We start from the raw sequence: 19,110 nt of genomic DNA on the forward strand, positions 1-19,110 counted from the left end.
AATATAGAGAATACGTGGAATATGCAGTGCTTTTGCAGGTGTGGATTGCAGGGGGTGAGTAGCTTCTTTTTGAGGTGGTATACGCATTGATTGTACTTTCCGATGCATTGATGGTAGGAATAGTGCCATGTAATTATGTGAAGTATGACATTTATGTGACGTTTCTAAAAAGGCTCCTTATTGAATGGGAAACAGGCAAGGCACCACATATTTTGTCAGATTTTAAATGCTGCTGGTTTATCCGACTGTATATGGTTGATTTGAAGTCGTTTCCTGCATTTTTATAAAATATTCGGTTATGACAAAGGTTCCTAGCAGTCCGCAATATTAGAACATTTTTGCCAAAGGGTTTCCATTTGATTCCGCGAATTGTACATATACAAGCTTATTTCTTTCCATACCATCCGGGGAGGTAATGATCAATGGAAGAAAGCAGATCGACGACGGAAGCAGCAAAGCAGTTGGGAATCGGGGCCAGTACCCTTCGTAAATATGCGGCAGCGCTGGAGGAGCAGGGCTATGTGTTCCCGCGCTCCGCCAACCAATCGAGAATGTTCAGTGCAGAGGATGTAGAGTGCTTGAAGGTGATGCGAGGGGCGTTGCGTGAGGAGCATTTGACGATGGAGCAGGCGGTTCAGGTGGTGCTTGAGAGGGTAACAGCCCCCTTCCAAATCGAGGATGCAGGCATCCGCTTGCCATCCGTATCGGATGGTGAATCGCTGGCTGCAACCTGGGAGGAAATATTGGCTGCGGCAGAGAGCAGGGAGGAGACTGTAGTGCAGGAGCAAGTAGCTGCTACTCTTGAATCGGCAGGATTAGGGGATGAAGTGAGCGTGCAGGAACAACAAACGCGTACCTTGGCGCTAACGATTGAGCACAGGCTGGAGCAAACAAGGGAGAGGGAAAAAGAAGAGCTGGAACAAACACCAGTGCAGCTACAAACGCAGGAGCCTATAGAGTCCCAGGCACTGACGGAGATGCAGATTATGGTTCAGAGCGCGCTACAGGAGATGCGAAGTCGTTTGGAAGAGCTGGAAGTGGAGCATAGCCGTTTGGTGGAGAAGAACACCAGCCTTTCCAATCAGTTGGAGGACCAAAAGCGCTGGATGAAAGAACGGGTGGAAGAGGAACGGGATCGGCAGTTAATCACCAATTTGCGTACCTATCAGGGTAGACAGCGTAAGTCACGCGGTTCGCTGCTGTCCTGGCTCGGTTTGACACCACGCAGACGAAGAGAGGCATAGGCATGATAAGACCATCAGACCTTCTTCCCGGTTCTGGTGGTCTTATATCGGTAACGGGCATTCGCCGTAAAAATGGGGGAATGCCCCCCTTACGCATCTGACCATATCTACATACAATGATCCTGTAAATGAGCGAAAGGAGTGTTGTAAATGAGTCATATGTGTGGAATGGGCGGTATGGGGTGCGGCGGAGGTTGGACTTCCATAGGAGCAATTCTGGTTCTGTTTATTTTGCTGGTAATCATATCCAAGACTCTATTTCTGTAATTCCGGTGATAGACGGCTTCCCGTAAAATGCACAGATGTTGCCTTGCATAACGTCAGGCGTACAACAATAAAGCGAAGGCCCTTGATGAGAAGGGTCTTCGCTTTATAGGGTTTGAAGGAGCCAATGGCTTCCTTAATGCCTGTTAGATCGTTTTCTGACATAGGCAGGTTCCACTAGTTTAAAGGCTTTAAGGATTTGGCCTGAAACTCGGCAATATCCTTGAACTCCTCTTCAAATTTACGCGAAATACGGATATAGATCGGCAGTAAATCACGGTAAATATCCACATGCTCCGCCACGGGCTTATGCTGGTGAGTGGTGCCGATCATACCGGATACAGCATCCAGCGAATCAATCCGTCCCAATGCGTACAAGCCCAAAATAGCTGCGCCAAGGCAGGAGCTTTCCAGACTTTCCGGGATAATGACCTCCTGATCGAAAATATCCGCCATGAGCTGTCGCCACAGCTCCGAGCGTGCGAATCCGCCAGTGGCGTGAATGACCGAAGGTCTGCCAATGACCTCTTCCATGGCCAGCATAACCGTGTACAGATTGAACAACACACCCTCCAGAGCGGCGCGGATCATATGCTCTTTTTTGTGACGCAGGGACAAGCCGAAGAAGGAGCCGCGGGCATTCGGGTCCCACAGGGGCGCACGTTCACCGGACAGATACGGGAGAAAGAGCAGGCCGTCCGAGCCGGGGCGTACCTGTTCCGCGATTTGGGTCAGCACATGGTACGGATCAAGCCCCAATCGTTTGGCGGTTTCCACCTCGGAGGCTGCAAATTCATCGCGAATCCAGCGGAACACAATGCCGCCATTATTCACCGGGCCGCCGATCACCCACAGCTTTTCCGTCAATGCGTAGCAGAAAAAGCGTCCCTTGTCATCGGTCAACGGCTTATCAACCACGGTACGGATGGCTCCGCTGGTACCGATCGTGACAGCGACAACCCCCGGCTTGATGGCATTCACACCAAGGTTGGACAAGACACCGTCACTGGCTCCGATGACAAAAGGAGTCGTCTCCAGCAAGCCCATATCATGTGCACAGGTCGAGTCCAGTCCCTTCAGGACATGAGTTGTCGGCACCAGTTCAGACAACTGCTCCTTTGTGACACCAGCAATACATAACGCTTCTTCGTCCCAATCCAGTTGCTGCAAATTCATGAGACCCGTAGCGGATGCAATCGAATGATCCACGACATATTGCTGGAACAACCGGGCAAATACATATTCCTTAATGGAAATATATTTGTACGTCTGAGTCGCAATATCCGGCAAATCCCGTGTAATCCACATCAGCTTCGTCAGTGGAGACATGGGATGAACGGGTGTCCCGGTGCGTAAGTAAATATCATGTCCGTTGTATTCGTGCTTGAGCGCTTCAGCCCATTTGGCACTGCGGTTATCTGCCCATGTGATCGAGGCGGTCAGCGGCTTGCCGTTCTTGTCCACCGCCAGCACGCTGTGCATGGCCGAACTGAAGGAGACGAACAGCACATGCTCGGCTGCTACTCCGCTTTGTTTCATGACCTCCTGCACCGTTGTCACGACGGCTTTGAAAATATCGTCCGGGTCCTGTTCCGCCGCATCCGGCTCAGGTGTATGTAGTGGATAGCCCACATGATGCTGAGCAGCAATATTGCCGTTTTCTTCGAAAAGCACCGCCTTGGTACTGGTCGTGCCAATATCGACTCCGATCATATATCGGGTGTCTGCCATATTCAATCTCCCCTTCACTTACCGTTATTAGCTCATTATCGTTAAATTAACACACTCAGCAGCATAATCTTATTTAAAGCGTTTGCAAAGGTGCGATGGTTCTTCCAGAACCAAAGCCTCATGGAAATTGAAGTCCTGCAGAGAAAATTCAACGACGTCTCTGTGCTTGAGAGCGACTTTCATTTTGTCAATCATTCGGTTTAAAGCGGTCACAAGTCATTTCGTATTATAAACCCCGTAAAAGATGCTTGTAAACGGTGTCATTGGACATCGGTTTCATTTCAATGCTTTTAGCGTTACAATAGAAGCAGAAAAAAGCAGCAGTGAAAAGTGGAACGAACACGGAAAAGAAGGAGACCGTTTAATGATTATTATTAAAACCAAAGAACAAATTGAAAATATGAAGAAAGCTGGCGACATTTTGGCTGCTTGCCACCGGGAAATTGCCAAAATGATCAAGCCGGGAATTACAACGCTGGAAATTGACGCCTTTGCGGAATCATTTATGAAAAAGCATGGCGCAACGCCCGAACAAAAGGGCTATAACGGCTATCAGTTTGCGACTTGCGGATCGCCTAACGATGTCATTTGCCACGGTTTCCCGAACAAGACACCGTTGAAGGACGGGGACATTGTGACGATTGACATGGTTGTAAACCTGAACGGGTGGCTGGCGGATTCCGCTTGGTCGTATGCAGTGGGTCATGTTTCCGAGCAGGCGCAAAAGCTGCTGGACGTTACCAAGGAATCCCTGTACAGAGGGATTGAGCAGGCTGTAATCGGTAACCGGATCGGAGATATTTCCCATGCGATTCAAACGTATGCGGAAGCAGAAGGCTTCTCGGTTGTTCGCGAATTTATTGGTCACGGCATCGGGGAAGATATGCATGAACAACCGCAGGTGCCGCATTATGGACCACCGCATCGCGGACCGCGCTTGAAGGAAGGCATGGTCATTACGATTGAGCCGATGCTGAATACAGGCACCTACCGCAGCAAGGTGGATGCGGATGGTTGGACGGCGCGTACACTGGATGGCGGTTTGTCGGCGCAATACGAGCATACGCTGGCGATTACAGCGGACGGCCCGATCATTTTGACACAGCAATAAACCAGGTAGGCGTATTACAGAAAAGGGGCTGTCCAGAGGGCAGTCTCTTTTAGCATAGGCACCTCGTTGTTATGTATACTGTGAAGATGGAGGGGGCAATCGGGTAGCTTTTTCCGGGCAGGTGTAATGCAGCTTTACAACAAGTACAAAAGACACGACTCCTGTTGGAAGATCGTGTCTTTTTGGGTTCAGCATTTTACAACATTCGATTCCCGACGGTAGAAAGTACAATAGATAGACGAACTAAACCGTTTCAGGATTAAGCTGACGATATTGAAAATACATACGAAGTCGCCAGTGAAGCAATGTCCCGAAGGCAAGGATAAAAAATAGCCCTGCCGTCTGTGGAATGGTAATGTAGCGCTGGATAAACTCATGCAGCAGCAAGCGAACGATCAGCAGACTGATCAGGATAAAAAAGAAGGTGCGTGAGCGTTGTACAAAAACTAATCCTTCTTGCATCTCAAACTTGGTGCTGCGGATCAGCGGGTACGAGAAAATAAACCAGCCGACCAGAAAAGCGCCCATTGCCCAAAGCGAGGGAACTCGTACCTCTGGCACGATAAACATCATAAAGCCGGTGCTCATACCGAGCGGAGGGATAATAATCTTTTTGGCGTTAACCGGGCGATGACCTGTCTTCATACGGATGAAAATAGCCGAAACAGCGATCAAGATCATGCCGAAGGTTGCGCCATATTGCAGAATTGGGGTGCTGATATGAATCATGGACGGGGCCCCCTCTATCAGAAATGTAAGCGTTATTGGCCAGACTGCAAATATTTTTTCATTATACCACATATGTAATGGATATATTTAGTTACAGTCTTTCCTCCGGCAAGCGGATTATACGCTCGATTGTGGTGACTGATCCCACGTCCTCGGGCCTCTTTCATACTTATGCAAGATGCTCTGCTTGTACCTCTCCTTGCACCGATTTTTTCTCCTGACGCATGATATACCCCATGGCTGCAATAATAAGGATAAAAGCGATGAGTGCGAGAAAAGGAATGGTAATAAAATCAAACCAGTTCAGATAATCCTGTTCACAGGATACTCTGCCGCAGGAGGTTGAAGCTTGCGTAGCTGCTTTGGCGGCTGCATGGATACGCTGAATCGTAAAGTGATAGGCCGAAATGGCGCCTCCAATAATAGCCAGCGGCATGACATAACGACGTATTCCCGTATCTCCCCGAAAATAAGCGATTCCGAGCAAGAGGGTCAGGGGATACATCAGAATGCGTTGAAACCAGCACAGCTTGCAAGGCTCGTACCCCAAAATCTCGCTGAGATACAGACTGCCTAATGTGGCCACACAAGCCACAACCCAGGCGGCAAACAAAGCTATATCTGTTTTTTTAAACGATCCAATCATAGTAACGCTCCTTTTTCGATTCAAATGAGAACAAAATGAACTCACCGTGTCTTGTCCGATCAGCAGTTATCTGCTGATATGGATGTCTTATCCATATTGTACTGTATTTTGAGTGCAGGATCATACTTAAATATATTGACATCATTCACTACCGTTTTTATAATTACAGTAGTTTAGGAAGTTAATAAGGATTCAAGATCAGATATATATACTATGAGAAATGTAGGAGTGTGTCCAGAATGTCAAGTATCCAAAAAAACGAAACTCTGTCTGTCATTAGTGAAAGACATGCGGTAAAAAGTTATGTTAAGGATTTTAAATTGCCAGAGGAAGACCTGGAAGCTATTTTGACAGCTGCGATAGAAGCTCCTTCCGCCTGGAACCTTCAACACTGGAAATTCCTCGTGATTGAAACCGAAGCTGACAAGCAAAAGTTGCTGCCTATCGCTTACAATCAGGGGCAAGTAGCCGAAAGCTCTGTGACCATTGCCGTTTTGGGTGATCTGGAAGCGAACCGTAACGCTGTGATTTATGATCAAGCGGTAGACGCTGGTACAATGCCTGCGGAAATCCGTGACGCATTGGTAGGTCAAATCAACGGTGCTTACCAAAACGCACAAGTAGCTCGCGATGCAGCGATCCTGAACTCTGCTTTTGCGGCACAAAACATTATGCTGGCTGCCAAATCTCTGGGCTATGATACTTGCGCTATGGGTGGTTTCATTCCTGCGCAATTGATTGAGCAATTCAACATTCCTGCACGTTACCTGCCAACGATGCTGATTACGGTAGGTAAAGCACAAGTACCAGCACGTCCATCCGGACGTTTCCCATTGTCTGAAGTTGTTGTAAAAGGTAGCTTCTAAGAAGAATTTTTAACATCAGGATTTTGCAAAATCCTCACATAAAAAGGGTGTTCCTGCAACCGTCGTGGTTGGGGGAACACCCTTTTGTTATGCTTTCGTTGCAAGAAATGCTTCTACCTAATCTGATCGTTTGGAGACCAAATATACCAGCTCCAGCGTCAGAATAGGTAAAAAGACAGAAGCCGGATAGGCCAGATAGCGTGGCTCCCATTGCGGCTTGAACTTATCCTTGAAGCGGCGAAGCCCTTGAAAGCCGTAAAAATGTCCTCCGTATTGGAAAACGAGCCGAGCCAGCTTTTCCTCGCGCAACGCTTTTTCGCTTTGTCCTACTTGGGACAGCGGAGCCATGCCCAGATTGAAGGTCGTATATCCGCTGTCCTTGGCCCACTCGATCACTCGTGTGAACAAGTAGTCCATCGTGCCATTCGGTGTATCGGGCAGATGACGCATCAGGTCTATGGAGACCGTTTGTCCACGATCATAGGCAGGGGCCATCGTCGCGAAGGCGATGATCTTTCCTTCAGTGTCCTTTAACAGCGCAATCGGGGCTAACTGAAGATAAGGCTCTTTGAACCAGCCGAGCGAATAGCCCTTCTCCTTCCGTCCATCCAGCCAGATATTCGAAATGTGACGAAGCTCCTCAATGAATGCTCCATCTAAAGGCGGCTGGATTATCTCGAACGTGTACCCCTCGCGGTCAAAGCGGTTTTTGGCGCTGCGCAGCACCTGATTGCTTTTACCTGTCAGTGTAAAGGACTCCAGCGGCACCAGCGCTTCCTCGCCCAGCTTGAAAAACCGATAGCCGTTCTCGTGGTAGATGGACAAATACTCTGGTGATGCCTGATAAAATACAGCCGTTAACGCATATCGGTCTGCGAAGCGCTGAAATTCTTGAATCGCTTCGCTCACACGTTCTTTCGGACCGAGCGGGTCACCTAGCACAATCAGTTTGTCCCGACTGCGGGCATAGGGAATAACCACTTGCTCGTTCTTGGTCCAGTACAGATACTTATCGCCGAGAAAGAGCATATGTGACACCAAATTGCCGCCCTGCTTGTCCAAAAATGCTTTTAACTTATCCAGCTCTTGCAAGTCAGGCAGATTGCCAATTTCACGCTGGGGACGGAGGAAGAGATACACTGTCAGGAACACCCACGCCAAAATCAGGCTGAACACCGCTGTAACCCCGTAATCGCTTCGGTTCATAAAAAAGTCCAGATGGACCTTGGCGTGCAGATTGCGCATAAACGCAGTATTGGAGCCTGCCCCGATGACAAAATAAGCTCCAGTCACGAGCAGAGACAATCCGCCCCAGATTAAAATATTGTGCCGATTCAGCGGCGCACTAACCCGATAAAACCGCGAGCGTGAGATCCACAGCATCAGCGCTACGAACAGCAGGAATAAAGCTTCCTCGAAATCCAGACCTTTAATGAAGGTAAAAATGGACCCTGCAAGCAGCAGTACAAGCGTCAGCCGCAGGGCTCTGCGAATGCGCAGGGATATTCCGTGAGACAGCACCACGAGCATAATTCCGATGACGACGGAAATTTCGTGCGACAGGCGCATGACGGGCAGACTGAGCAGATGCTCAGCAAAACGCAGCCGATAGAGCAGACCGGGCGTAGCCGCCGACAGAAGGAGCACTACGCCGGAGATGAGCACCAGCTTGCCAAGTGCCCATACCCCCAGGTCGGCCAGAAAGCGGAATTGACCGGGCCAGCCCCATACCTTTTGCCAAGCGTTGAGTGAGGTTTCCCAGCTTGTTTCTGCCAGTTGGCTCAGACGCTCGCTGCGCGGAATCATTTCCAGCGCAGCCAGCACGAGGCCGATCAGCCACGGAAGGATGTAATAAAAGACGCGAAAGGCCAGTAGCACAGCCAATGCCCGATCCGAGTTGGCGCCTGCCATTTGCAGCCCGAGCAGGGCAATAATATCGAAGGCACCGACTCCACCCGGCGCGAGACTGATCAGCCCGGCAATCGCGGCAATGACATAAATGCCGAACACGGCATTCATCGGCAGCTCATGCAGCAAGTGCGAGCCGATCCATGCAAAGGTAAGGCCAGCCAGCAGCCATTCCAGCAGCGAAGCGCCGATGGAGGCGGAGATGGTGGACCAGGAAAGCTGGCCTGCTCCCTTGTTGAACCATGTGGCGTACCGTTTGGAGCGCTGCATAATCAGGAACAGTGGCAGGTACAGCGCCATTCCCCATAACGCCCAATGAAGCCACGGATGAGCATTCAGCACGGGTTGTACCGGATATAGATGGGCAATCCCGCCCCAGGCCAGCAAGGAAAGCCCGGTAATGACTACAGGCGAAAGGAACACAACCGCAGAGGTGATGATCCCCAGCGGCACGCCGCTTTTTTTGTACAGTACCGTACGCAATCCCGCTCCTGTAAAGCCAGCGAAGCCAAAGACGTTATTGAAGGTATTCGAAATCCAGGCGTACCGGAATGTGGCTCCGGGCTTGACCTGTAGCTTGAAATGATGCCTGATCACGTAATCGTATGCGCTCATGGCGGCCACCGCTATCAGTGAGAACACGCCGATTTCGATGAGAAAGGTAGCATCCATTCGCCGCAGCTCATGAAGCATACGTGCCAGATTGAAGCCTTTCAGCTCTCGTCCAGCCTCCCATATAATAAAAGCCAATACAGCCAGCGGAAGCAAAATACGTGTCAGCCGCTGCCTGTAGATGGTCATCATGAACTGTACGATTTTAAAGGATTGAATGGGTTTGTGATTTGAATTCATAGATTCACCTGCCTGAAAATAATAAAATAGATTCTGAATGATACACGGAGATATCATGCCCAATGAAAGGCTACTATATATTATACCTGTAATAAACGCCTGAATAACAACAGAAGGGTTACGAAAGCCGAATTTCAGATTGATTGCCGTAAATAATTCCAATATAATGATGGAAAATCCAGTCATTTGCTTGGTAATGGAGCTGAACGGACATGAGTATATGGGATCGTGATCTTTTTGTACGCCGATTGGAGCTGATGTGGCCGCAGGATGCTGACGAGAGCCGATATCCCTTTAATTTAAAAGCCATGCATCAATGGAATGAGCTGAAATTTCACCCGTCTGTTACCTATATTGTTGGAGAAAACGGTGTGGGTAAATCAACGCTTATGGAAGCGATAGCGGTCGCGTGGGGATTTAATCCGGAGGGTGGCACCCAAAATTTTAATTTCTCTACACAGGCCACGCATTCCTCGCTGCATGAGTATGTTCGGCTGGTGAGAGGGGTCCGCAAGCCGCGGGACGGTTTCTTTTTCCGTGCAGAAAGCTACTACAATCTGGCGAGTCATATCGACGAGCTGGATCGGGAAGACGGTGGCCGCCCCATTCGAGACTCCTATGGAGGAAAATCGTTGCATGAGCAGTCGCATGGCGAGTCTTTTTTTGCCGCGTTTTTGCATCGGTTTGGCGGTCAGGGGCTGTATATCATGGATGAGCCAGAGGCCGCGCTATCGCCCCTGCGCCAGATGGCCATGCTTGCACGTATCCACGAGCTGGTACAGCAGGGATCACAGTTCATCATTTCTACGCATTCCCCCATTTTGATGGCCTATCCCGACTCTGTTCTGTACCACCTGACACATGAAGGAATAGACACCCGGACGCTGGAGGAAACCGATCATTTCATCATCATGAAACAATTTCTGAACAATAAAGAAAAGATGATGCAGGAGCTATTCGAAGATCCCCAATAAGGAATGGGTGAACCTCAAGAGGGCTTTCCATACTCATATAGCTATACGTTGGTCTAAGCAGATGAGATCGAAGCTTGTCTTTTGCCCAAATATTCACCGGCTCTACACCTTATTATTGGTTATCATGCTCATGTATGGTATATGTATAAGGGTAAATAAAATGAGCATGCTGCTCTTATCATGAGGTGCGAATGTGAAGCTCACATAAAAACCCCGGATCCTTCGCACCTCGAAATTTGTCGAAAAACATTAAATCAGCTTTCTTCAGTAGAAGTCAATGGTTGATTCAAGCCTTTTTGGCATCGTTTTTTGCTAAAATGTATGGAATTTATATCAATAAGGTATGAATGACTGCATTTTCGCTGTCGCACTCTATATGAGTGCGTGGATTGAAATTTCTTCATAGTGACTTTGGTAATAATCTATCGTTGTCGCACTCTATATGAGTGCGTGGATTGAAATTATTACTGAAAGTGATATGGTCGATGGGCTTACTGTCGCACTCTATATGAGTGCGTGGATTGAAATTCTAGTTTTATAGGATGTGGTGAGAAGTGGGATTAGTCGCACTCTATATGAGTGCGTGGATTGAAATTTTTTTGTAAGAAAAGTCTACCACGAATCTAGTATGGTCGCACTCTATATGAGTGCGTGGATTGAAATATTACCTCCACGTAAGGCCGCCGCCAATTGTATAGTCGCACTCTATATGAGTGCGTGGATTGAAATAATTTTACCGAAGATGTCTGCTAAAAAGCGACCATTCGTCGCACTCTATATGAGTGCGTGGATTGAAATTTCTGCAAATGCGGACATGGCTGGGAGTAACAACACCGTCGCACTCTATATGAGTGCGTGGATTGAAATCGACTATCAGCATTGACGTACTCCAGATGTCTCCGTCGCACTCTATATGAGTGCGTGGATTGAAATCTCAATGCTAAATCCCCTACGCCACATGTCCCTAAGTCGCACTCTATATGAGTGCGTGGATTGAAATTGAGATTTTCCGCATTACTCGTCAGCTCCCTTCTTTGGTCGCACTCTATATGAGTGCGTGGATTGAAATGAAATTAGAGAGAGATAAAACGGGGCTACGGCCCCGTCGCACTCTATATGAGTGCGTGGATTGAAATAACGGGTAGTTTTCCGATATCTCCACCTAACACAGTCGCACTCTATATGAGTGCGTGGATTGAAATTTCTTTTTTCTCCATCCTTCGAAGCAATGATGCACTCCAAGTCGCACTCTATATGAGTGCGTGGATTGAAATTGCTTCAAGCCAGCTTATTAGCTTATCTGCATCGTCGCACTCTATATGAGTGCGTGGATTGAAATCACCCAAGCATCGCCGGACACCCGAGCATCGCCGGACGTCGCACTCTATATGAGTGCGTGGATTGAAATAGTTTGCCTTTTGTCGGGCCGCGGCTGCTATACAGTCGCACTCTATATGAGTGCGTGGATTGAAATGTATTCGTCATCTAAGGACTCCACGTACCGTGTAGTCGCACTCTATATGAGTGCGTGGATTGAAATTGTGAAGCACGTGCCCCATCCATTGTTTCGTTTCACGTCGCACTCTATATGAGTGCGTGGATTGAAATCCGTTACCGACGATGACTTTGATGTACAGCGTGCCCGTCGCACTCTATATGAGTGCGTGGATTGAAATTGTGTAAGCTTTACGCGCTTAGACTGAGTCTGCTGAGTCGCACTCTATATGAGTGCGTGGATTGAAATTTAACCGAGAAGGAAAAATCTTGAAAGGATGATTATATGTCGTCGCACTCTATATGAGTGCGTGGATTGAAATTTTACCCAAATACATTGTGATCGGACGACTATTCCGTCGCACTCTATATGAGTGCGTGGATTGAAATTCTTTGCCTGCCATTGCCTCACCAGACACCTGCCACGTCGCACTCTATATGAGTGCGTGGATTGAAATAGGAATACTGTAAACTCTTTAGCTAAGTCTTGGAAGGTCGCACTTTATATGAGTGCGTGGATTGAAATTGAAAAAACGGTTTCGGATGTCTGTTTATCAAGTCGCACTCTATATGAGTGAAAGGATTTAAATTTGATTACATAAATAACATTATAATCCATTTCTTTGCTACGCCCCACGCGAGTCGTGGTATGTAGATGGGGATTACACAAAGTAACAAACGTAAACTACAGTTTAAAGAATTTCACTCGATCTTCTGCAATATACGCTTCGGCCACGAAAAGCCAAAAATCGGAATAGTGAATATTTCATTTTCTTTAATAATGGGATTTTTTCATTGATCTATAGAATAATGCTGTTAATTTTGGCCTTTATACTTTAGGAGGAGAAGGACTTGCTGAACAGTAGTCAACGGCGATTCAAAAAAGAAATGGAAAAGATTCAAAAGGAACAATCCAAGCAACAAGAGGTATACAGTTACGTTCATGATGAGCACGTAAAGGGATACTATTCGGACGGAAACGGAAAGATCAAGCTAAGTCCTTTTGTTAAATTCTTTCGGGTCGTCATGTATATCCTTGTTAGTATTATTTCATTGTTTGGCGCTATTGCTATTTTCACAAGCGGAGAACCTGTTGGCTAAAGAAAAAACACCAGAACAATTCAAAAATTCAGCAAAACATGTAAAATACATTGATTTGGCAAGAAACCCTGACAACTACAAGTCGAAAGAAGTCACCTTTACTGGGAAGGTAATTCAAACGCTTGAGTCAGGTCATACTGTTGCTCTGAGGGTCAATGTTAGTAAAGGCAAGTACGGTATTTGGCAAGATACTATTTTTGTGAATTACCGTAGGTCAGAGGGCGAAGGAAGGCTTCTGGAGAACGATATTGTTACGTTATGGGGGACTGTAGAGGGTTTGAAGACGTATAAAACAATTCTGCGCAGTGATGTAACGATTCCTGAAATCAATGCAAAGTACATTACAATAAATGGTGACGAGAAGTAAGCTACCTATTTCATGCCGAAACAGCGACGTATCTCTCTAAGTAGAGTTCAAAAAACATAGTGACGAAATGAAGCTAGTGGCCTCCTGGTAATCTCTTGTTTGAGATTTACAGGGGGCTGTTTTTTTGGGCTTCGTATATAGTACAGATGACTGATGTAGCACGGTTATTTACTTTGGTGTCACGATCTATGAAAAATTATCCTTGTAAAATACATACAAAGATAATTATAATTAGAATGAATATAAATACCTATGTGGTTCTGAACTTTTTTCCTTTTTTGAATCTGATTTAACCTATTTATAGGACTAAAGATTCATGAAAATGCGAATTCAAATGAAAGAAAGGGTGTAAGACATGAGCGAAACTACAGATGAAGCTGGTGAAAATAGAAAGGTTGGAAATGTTTTTGAGCGCATTCATCATAATTACCGCTACTTGAATCAGATGATGGTGGAAGAGATCGACATTGCTTCTGAGCATGGCACTCTTAGCGGAAACTATCGCGAGGAGATGTGGATCAAATTTTTCCGCAGCATTATCCCGCTTAAATACTCTTTAGCCCAAGGAGTGATTATTATTGACTCGGAGAAAAAGCGATCTATGGAAGTGGATATCGCTGTCTTTGATGAGCAATTTACGCCTTATGTGTTCCAGTACAATACGCTCAAGTTCATTCCCATTGAGGCTGTAGCAGTAGCAATTGAGTGCAAGAGTACAAAGTGGGATGAAAAAAAAATTAAGGATTGGGCAGATAGTATTAAAAAATTACAACCGCGACCAACTGGCATTGCGCGAATGGTACAAGGGTACGTAACAGGAATTACAAATGTATCACAGCAACGCACCCGACCTATTTTGATTCTCGCCAGTAACCTTCAGCGCGAACAACAGACAGCCATAGACAATGTCGGGGAGAAGCTAGAAGGTGTATTCGATTTTATTCTGTTCAAAAGAGCTGAATCAGGCACTCAAGGGGCGCACAGGGCATTTGATTTGCTGGTAGAACATGAGAAGCAGACGCTTGGCTGGTGGGGAAAGCGATTGAATATGGGCGCAAATGAAGCCGAAATAAATCGTGACTGTCCTATGGATGTGACACCTTCATACTGGAAGGATGTAGATAGAAACAATTTTAAAAAGAGCATAGTCGACAGTAATAAGTATAAGGAATTGAAATTTTCGGATATATCTCTTGCAAACACGCTGTGCGATCTGAAAATACCAGAAAACCCCCTTCTCACCTTGAACTTTCAGCTTAACCAGTTGCTTATGCTGATTAATAACCCCATGTTATTTCCGCATTTGGCGTATGCTCAGGCTTTTAGAGACATTGCAACAGCTAAGAAAGACCAGAATGAACAAACCGCGGATTAAATTAAAAGGATGAGGAAAGGAGATTCGTATGGGAAGAACGCTGAAAAGTCCTGCAACGATAGTCGCCAATCTGGAAAGAAGCATTGCCCAAATTCCAGCGCAACATAAGCTATATGACATCACTATCGTAACGCCTATGTTTGGAGGAGGATATCTTGCAGGAAAAATTGATACAGACCGTTTGGTTCGTACCAGCACAGTGCGAGGACAGCTGCGTTTCTGGTGGCGAGCAACACGGGGTGCAGCATTTGACAACGTGTATGAACTACGCAAACGAGAAGCAGAGATTTTTGGAGACACCAGTCGCCCGAGCTGTATACAAATTCGCATTGAGCAATCGCGTGCTGTAGAAAATGTTAACCGCAGGGCCAGATTTCCAAAGTATTCATTGGTTTCAGCGGATGAAGAGGTGAAGAAAGCTCAAAGAAAATCCATTGACTACACTATAGGGCATACATTCAAGCTTCATATTATCTACAAACAACCGACTGATGATATCACAAAATCTATTAATCTTGAGGAAATACAACGCACAGAAATAGCACCTGCACTATGGGCCTGGATTAACTTCGGTGGAGTCGGAGCAAGGACACGTAGAGGATGCGGGAGTTTATACTGCAAAGGAATCTCTCCTACCTCAGATCACTGTACTCATCAAAAATTTCAGGCTTGGTTTGAAGAACACATTCAAAAGTATGAGTTGAAATTATTGCAGGAGAAGCAAAGTCGTGAATGGCCGACGCTTAGTAGACAAATAAGGTTCCGCCCCCGTATAGAGGGGATGTTTGATGCTTGGGATGAAGCAATTGAGGCCTATCGCTTGTTCCGGAGACGTGCGAATGAGGGAAAAAGCAGCAGCCGACCTGGAAGAAGCCAATGGCCCGAAGCGGATTCTATTCGTAACATTACAGGTATGAAGCATCCTAAACATATAAAAAAATACCCTGCTAGTAAACCGGATAAGCTACTTGCTTTTCCAAGAGCACAACTCGGAATGCCTATTATTTTTAAATTTAAGCAAACGATGGATGAAGACAAAAAATTGCCAACTACAGAACTCCGCAAAAGAAAACCTTGGGAAAAAGAGCCCTATGATACACAACTTGTTCCAAAAGATAAGGAACGCCTTGCGTCTCCTGTCATCGTAAAGCCACTGGCATGTAATCTGGATAGGTCGCTTGGAATAATCGCTATCCTGAATCAGCCTGCACTGGAAGAAGTTCATTTGAATCAAAAAGATAACGTTATAAAAAAATTGCGAGCTGAAGAAATTTATCCTGAAACTTTATACGAGCATAACCCGATGCAAAACTATCAATCAGCCGTTGAGGCTTTTTTGCACAGTGAGGAGGTCAATAAATTTTGCGACAGCACGAATCGAAAGAAATCATGATGATCTTTTCTATCGGGCCCGTGCAGGAGTTCATCGCTCAGGCACGTAGAACGCGGGACTTGTGGTTTGGCTCACACCTGCTCTCTGAATTAAGCAAAGCTGGAGCAAAAGAGTTCATAGAGCAGGGAGGACGATTGGTTTTTCCTGCAATGGGTTCAGAGACGACAACTGAGCAAGAACAGGAGATCAGCGCACCCAACAAAATTTTGGGGTTAATAGATACGAATGAGCCGAACAAGGTAGCTTGGCAGGTCAGAAGAGCTATTCAGGGGAAATGGAAAGAGTATGCCAGAGCGGCTGAGCAGCAACTCGGGCGCATTATTAATATACGCACATGGGATCGTCAGGTCAGCGATCTGCTGGAGTTTCAAGCGGCCTGGACTGCAACGCAAGGGCTTGACTACGACATGGCATTAGCGAAAACAGAACAATTATTAGCGGCCCGAAAAACACTGCGGGATTTCAAGCAGAACGATCCAGGGGCCATGTACGGCGAGAAAAAATCTTCACTGGATGGCGGTCGTGAGTCCGTCTGGATCAATCAGGACAGGGATAAAGAACGACTGTCCACACTGGGAATTAAGAAAAACGAGAGCCTGGATGCCATTTCTGTCATTAAACGTTTGTCCTTATTACTTCATCCGCAACAGGAACGCTTTTATTCCGTATGTGAAACGGCTTTTCTGCCCTTTGAAAATCAAATTCACGACAAGGCAAATATCCGCTCGGCAGTGGACGATTATTTGCGTATGGTGAATACGTTGCTTGGCGAACAAAAGATTAAACCACCACGTAAATCACATGCTGATAGCTATGATGCGCGCTTGTTTTATGAACGTCGAATCGAGGACTATCTGGAGGAATGCGTTAAGGTTGGTGGAGAACACAAAGAGAGCCTTCAACATTCAATTTCCAAGGAATTGGAAAATATGTATAGCCAATTGGAAAAAAAATCACGGGAAGATCGACTGGATTTTGTTCGCCCCACCCCCTATTATGCTTTTCTGGTTGCAGATGGTGATCGTATGGGTCAGCATCTTCGTGACATCAAGGATGAACAGAGCCATATTCGTTTTTCCAAGGCGCTCTCCAGCTTCGCTGTCCGGGCAGCCCAAATAATGAAAGATCATCAGGGGCAGCTAGTGTATAGTGGCGGCGATGATGTGATGGCTTATTTGCCAGTCCACACCTGTCTGAATGCAGCCCATGCATTGCGACAAGCTTTTATAGATGTAATGGGCTCTGTGATTACAGCTCCTACGTTGTCTGTGGGGATTGTGATTACTCATATGCTCGAGCCGCTGGAAGAGGTACGTAAAATGGCGCATGAAGCAGAGAGTCGGGCCAAGCAAACGCGTGATGCATTGGAGGTTCATTTCTACAAGCGCGGCGGTGGCAGCCTGATGAAAGTAGCTCTGCCGTTTCGAGAGAATCCGGTGGAAAAAATAAAGATTTTAAGCGAGCACAGATCGTATTTTTCATCCCAATTTGCCTATGAGCTGCGTAGCATGTATCAAAGCTACAAGGAGATGGATACAGGCTCTTCGTGGCTTCGTGACCGTAAGCTGCTTGGGGATTTATTGTGGATGGAGATCGAGCGTCTGGCGTTCAAAAAGAAGCCGGAAGGGAAAGACAAGGACTTGCTCCAGCAGAACTGGATTCCAAAATTGAAGGAGCTATACGATACTGACAAAGAACCGTTGGAACGGTTGCGGACATTAGCGGAGCAGCTTATTTTAACGATTCATCTGGAAAAGGTGGGAATGGTTCATGAAGAAACGGCTGCAAGTAAAACCCCTTGACCCTGTAATGGTGCGTGACGGAAGGCCGTTCAACGCTACACCGGGGATTCGGGCGCATACCTTAAGTGATATCACGCCAAGTGTGCTTGCAGGCACGATCCGCACGGTGCTGGCTAAAAGAGAGCAGGCCAAGACAGGGAATTCGTCGCTTGGGCTTAACCATTTTGCCAAATTGAGCGTCCGAGGTCCGTTATATAAACACCAGGGCAGCTTGTATTTTGCGATGCCGCAGGACGTCGAAATATATGAAGAGCAAAACGGAGCTAGTGTGCAAAACATTAAACCTGTTGATTTGACAAATGGATCACAGGGCGAGCAGGGCTTTTTTGGCACAGGGCAGGAAGGGCGGCTGGTAGATGTACTTTGGCCGCCACTTGGAGCGGGAACACAGAAAAAGATGAAGAATGCACCTGCGTATATCTCCAGGGAATGGATGGAGCGTTGGCTGACAGATTCCCTATCCAAAGAGGATTGGATGCAGTCTCTTGCAAAGTGGCGCAAGGAACAAAAAAACAATCCGCTGCCCGTAGCTGGTGAAACGTCCCCTTTTATGGCTGCATTTAGCCGCGAGGAACGCACACATACAGCGATTGATCCCAAGACACATACCGCCAGGGATCAGCAGTTGTTCTCGACAGAATCGCTGGTTTTTCCCGCGGAGCTTACGTTGGAGGCCGAAATGGAGTGGAAAGAGGAAGCAGTCAGCTTGGAAGATACCGTATCTGAAATACATTCCATGGGTGGCAAGCGCAGACTGGCTTACTTTAGCGAAGTGGAAGCAGATTCATCATGGGATTGTCCACAGGCCATTCAAGAAAGTATGCAGGGAGCGCCCTATATTCGTATGATATTAGCGACTCCTGCCTATTTTCGCAAAGGCTGGCTGCCTGGCTGGCTAGACGAAAATCTTCGTACCAAGCATCCATGGAAGTGCGGAGTAGAGCTTCAACTGCGCTGGGCTTGTGTCCCTCGTTGGCAGCCGATTTCGGGATGGAGCTACTCGAAGGATGCTTTATACAAGGAAAAGGCAGTCCGGCGTATGGTTCCGGCAGGCAGCGTATATTTCTTTGAGGTTATCGAGGGAAATCCGTCTGATTTGGCGAAGGAGATGTGGCTGCAATCCGTGTCTGACACGAATCGCCGTAAAGAGGCTTTTGACAAAGAAGACGGCTATGGGCTGGCTTTATGGGGGAACTGGAACTTGACAGATAACCTCTCTTAAAATCAATAAACCTAATCATGAAGGAGTAGAA

General features: G+C 46.8%; 16 protein-coding genes and 1 CRISPR repeat array. Of the genes, 11 read left to right on the forward strand and 5 right to left on the reverse strand.

Annotation, left to right across the window (positions count from 1 at the left end; genetic code table 11):
• The first annotated feature begins 422 nt into the window (after positions 1 to 422).
• The gene (locus ACIFO6_RS14490) at positions 423 to 1,244 is read left to right on the forward strand and encodes a MerR family transcriptional regulator (protein ID WP_430041347.1); all 822 of its coding nucleotides are present in this window, start codon (positions 423 to 425) and stop codon (positions 1,242 to 1,244) included.
• A gap of 150 nt (positions 1,245 to 1,394) precedes the next feature.
• Positions 1,395 to 1,511: a YjcZ family sporulation protein gene (locus ACIFO6_RS14495; RefSeq protein ID WP_430041348.1), complete on the forward strand. Its 117-nt coding sequence runs from the start codon at positions 1,395 to 1,397 to the stop codon at positions 1,509 to 1,511.
• Here ACIFO6_RS14495 and ACIFO6_RS14500 read toward each other — a convergent pair.
• Both ACIFO6_RS14500 and gntK read right to left on the reverse strand, forming a co-directional pair.
• Positions 1,500 to 1,673 (reverse strand): hypothetical protein, encoded by a 174-nt coding sequence (locus ACIFO6_RS14500; protein WP_430041349.1) that lies wholly within the window; start codon positions 1,671 to 1,673, stop codon positions 1,500 to 1,502. The genes ACIFO6_RS14495 and ACIFO6_RS14500 overlap by 12 nt on opposite strands.
• A 12-nt stretch (positions 1,674 to 1,685) precedes the next feature.
• The gene (gene gntK, locus ACIFO6_RS14505) at positions 1,686 to 3,239 is read right to left on the reverse strand and encodes a gluconokinase (RefSeq protein WP_430041350.1); all 1,554 of its coding nucleotides are present in this window, start codon (positions 3,237 to 3,239) and stop codon (positions 1,686 to 1,688) included.
• 364 nt (positions 3,240 to 3,603) lie between these two features.
• Here gntK and map point away from each other — a divergent pair, with 364 nt between their 5' ends.
• Positions 3,604 to 4,350, forward strand: a complete 747-nt coding sequence (gene map / locus ACIFO6_RS14510; protein ID WP_430041351.1) for a type I methionyl aminopeptidase — start codon at positions 3,604 to 3,606, stop codon at positions 4,348 to 4,350.
• Positions 4,351 to 4,593: 243 nt separating this feature from the next.
• Here the strand turns inward: map and ACIFO6_RS14515 are convergent, their stop codons facing one another.
• Both ACIFO6_RS14515 and ACIFO6_RS14520 read right to left on the reverse strand, forming a co-directional pair.
• Positions 4,594 to 5,079 (reverse strand): CcdC family protein, encoded by a 486-nt coding sequence (locus ACIFO6_RS14515; protein ID WP_430041352.1) that lies wholly within the window; start codon positions 5,077 to 5,079, stop codon positions 4,594 to 4,596.
• Positions 5,080 to 5,248: 169 nt separating this feature from the next.
• Complete coding sequence (locus tag ACIFO6_RS14520; RefSeq protein ID WP_430041353.1) at positions 5,249 to 5,725, reverse strand: disulfide oxidoreductase; 477 nt, start codon at positions 5,723 to 5,725, stop codon at positions 5,249 to 5,251.
• Between the two features lie 239 nt (positions 5,726 to 5,964).
• Here ACIFO6_RS14520 and ACIFO6_RS14525 point away from each other — a divergent pair, with 239 nt between their 5' ends.
• A complete protein-coding gene (locus tag ACIFO6_RS14525; protein WP_137061387.1) occupies positions 5,965 to 6,591 on the forward strand; it encodes a nitroreductase family protein in 627 nt (208 codons plus the stop codon).
• A gap of 117 nt (positions 6,592 to 6,708) precedes the next feature.
• Here the strand turns inward: ACIFO6_RS14525 and mprF are convergent, their stop codons facing one another.
• Positions 6,709 to 9,351 carry a bifunctional lysylphosphatidylglycerol flippase/synthetase MprF gene (mprF, locus tag ACIFO6_RS14530; RefSeq protein ID WP_430041354.1) on the reverse strand — a complete coding sequence of 881 codons (2,643 nt, stop codon included), beginning with the start codon at positions 9,349 to 9,351 and terminating at the stop codon, positions 6,709 to 6,711.
• A gap of 212 nt (positions 9,352 to 9,563) precedes the next feature.
• Between mprF and ACIFO6_RS14535 the strand changes: the two genes are divergently transcribed.
• The 7 genes from ACIFO6_RS14535 to cmr3 all read left to right on the forward strand — a co-directional run bounded on the left by ACIFO6_RS14535 (position 9,564) and on the right by cmr3 (position 19,079).
• A complete protein-coding gene (locus ACIFO6_RS14535) occupies positions 9,564 to 10,325 on the forward strand; it encodes an AAA family ATPase (RefSeq protein WP_430041355.1) in 762 nt (253 codons plus the stop codon).
• A 364-nt stretch (positions 10,326 to 10,689) separates the two neighbouring features.
• A CRISPR array of direct repeats spans positions 10,690 to 12,409; the repeat unit is 32 nt; unit sequence GTCGCACTCTATATGAGTGCGTGGATTGAAAT.
• Positions 12,410 to 12,671: 262 nt separating this feature from the next.
• Positions 12,672 to 12,920: a hypothetical protein gene (locus tag ACIFO6_RS14540; RefSeq protein WP_430041356.1), complete on the forward strand. Its 249-nt coding sequence runs from the start codon at positions 12,672 to 12,674 to the stop codon at positions 12,918 to 12,920.
• Positions 12,913 to 13,287 (forward strand): hypothetical protein, encoded by a 375-nt coding sequence (locus ACIFO6_RS14545; RefSeq protein WP_430041357.1) that lies wholly within the window; start codon positions 12,913 to 12,915, stop codon positions 13,285 to 13,287. Before ACIFO6_RS14540 ends, ACIFO6_RS14545 begins: the two co-directional genes overlap by 8 nt.
• A gap of 355 nt (positions 13,288 to 13,642) precedes the next feature.
• On the forward strand, positions 13,643 to 14,662 hold the full coding sequence (locus ACIFO6_RS14550) for a DUF6602 domain-containing protein (RefSeq protein WP_430041358.1): 1,020 nt from the start codon (positions 13,643 to 13,645) through the stop codon (positions 14,660 to 14,662).
• A 28-nt stretch (positions 14,663 to 14,690) separates the two neighbouring features.
• On the forward strand, positions 14,691 to 16,055 hold the full coding sequence (gene cmr1, locus ACIFO6_RS14555; protein ID WP_430041360.1) for a type III-B CRISPR module RAMP protein Cmr1: 1,365 nt from the start codon (positions 14,691 to 14,693) through the stop codon (positions 16,053 to 16,055).
• Positions 16,025 to 17,857, forward strand: a complete 1,833-nt coding sequence (gene cas10, locus ACIFO6_RS14560) for a type III-B CRISPR-associated protein Cas10/Cmr2 (protein WP_430041361.1) — start codon at positions 16,025 to 16,027, stop codon at positions 17,855 to 17,857. The genes cmr1 and cas10 overlap by 31 nt, the downstream gene beginning before the upstream one ends.
• Positions 17,826 to 19,079: a type III-B CRISPR module-associated protein Cmr3 gene (gene cmr3, locus ACIFO6_RS14565; RefSeq protein WP_430041362.1), complete on the forward strand. Its 1,254-nt coding sequence runs from the start codon at positions 17,826 to 17,828 to the stop codon at positions 19,077 to 19,079. The genes cas10 and cmr3 overlap by 32 nt, the downstream gene beginning before the upstream one ends.
• Positions 19,080 to 19,110: the final 31 nt, after the last annotated feature.

It is taken from the genome of Paenibacillus sp. NRS-1781, assembly GCF_050467745.1.
Taxonomy (GTDB): Bacteria; Bacillota; Bacilli; order Paenibacillales; family Paenibacillaceae; genus Paenibacillus; species Paenibacillus terrae_A.

What these genes read in the sequence shown, in the direction of transcription:
- ACIFO6_RS14490 (WP_430041347.1), top strand. Translation starts at nt 423, where the DNA reads ATGGAAGAAAGCAGATCGACGACGGAAGCAGCAAAGCAGTTGGGAATC.
- ACIFO6_RS14495 (WP_430041348.1), top strand. Translation starts at nt 1,395, where the DNA reads ATGAGTCATATGTGTGGAATGGGCGGTATGGGGTGCGGCGGAGGTTGG.
- ACIFO6_RS14500 (WP_430041349.1), bottom strand. Translation starts at nt 1,673, where the DNA reads ATGTCAGAAAACGATCTAACAGGCATTAAGGAAGCCATTGGCTCCTTC.
- gntK (WP_430041350.1), bottom strand. Translation starts at nt 3,239, where the DNA reads ATGGCAGACACCCGATATATGATCGGAGTCGATATTGGCACGACCAGT.
- map (WP_430041351.1), top strand. Translation starts at nt 3,604, where the DNA reads ATGATTATTATTAAAACCAAAGAACAAATTGAAAATATGAAGAAAGCT.
- ACIFO6_RS14515 (WP_430041352.1), bottom strand. Translation starts at nt 5,079, where the DNA reads ATGATTCATATCAGCACCCCAATTCTGCAATATGGCGCAACCTTCGGC.
- ACIFO6_RS14520 (WP_430041353.1), bottom strand. Translation starts at nt 5,725, where the DNA reads ATGATTGGATCGTTTAAAAAAACAGATATAGCTTTGTTTGCCGCCTGG.
- ACIFO6_RS14525 (WP_137061387.1), top strand. Translation starts at nt 5,965, where the DNA reads ATGTCAAGTATCCAAAAAAACGAAACTCTGTCTGTCATTAGTGAAAGA.
- mprF (WP_430041354.1), bottom strand. Translation starts at nt 9,351, where the DNA reads ATGAATTCAAATCACAAACCCATTCAATCCTTTAAAATCGTACAGTTC.
- ACIFO6_RS14535 (WP_430041355.1), top strand. Translation starts at nt 9,564, where the DNA reads ATGAGTATATGGGATCGTGATCTTTTTGTACGCCGATTGGAGCTGATG.
- ACIFO6_RS14550 (WP_430041358.1), top strand. Translation starts at nt 13,643, where the DNA reads ATGAGCGAAACTACAGATGAAGCTGGTGAAAATAGAAAGGTTGGAAAT.
- cmr1 (WP_430041360.1), top strand. Translation starts at nt 14,691, where the DNA reads ATGGGAAGAACGCTGAAAAGTCCTGCAACGATAGTCGCCAATCTGGAA.
- cmr3 (WP_430041362.1), top strand. Translation starts at nt 17,826, where the DNA reads ATGAAGAAACGGCTGCAAGTAAAACCCCTTGACCCTGTAATGGTGCGT.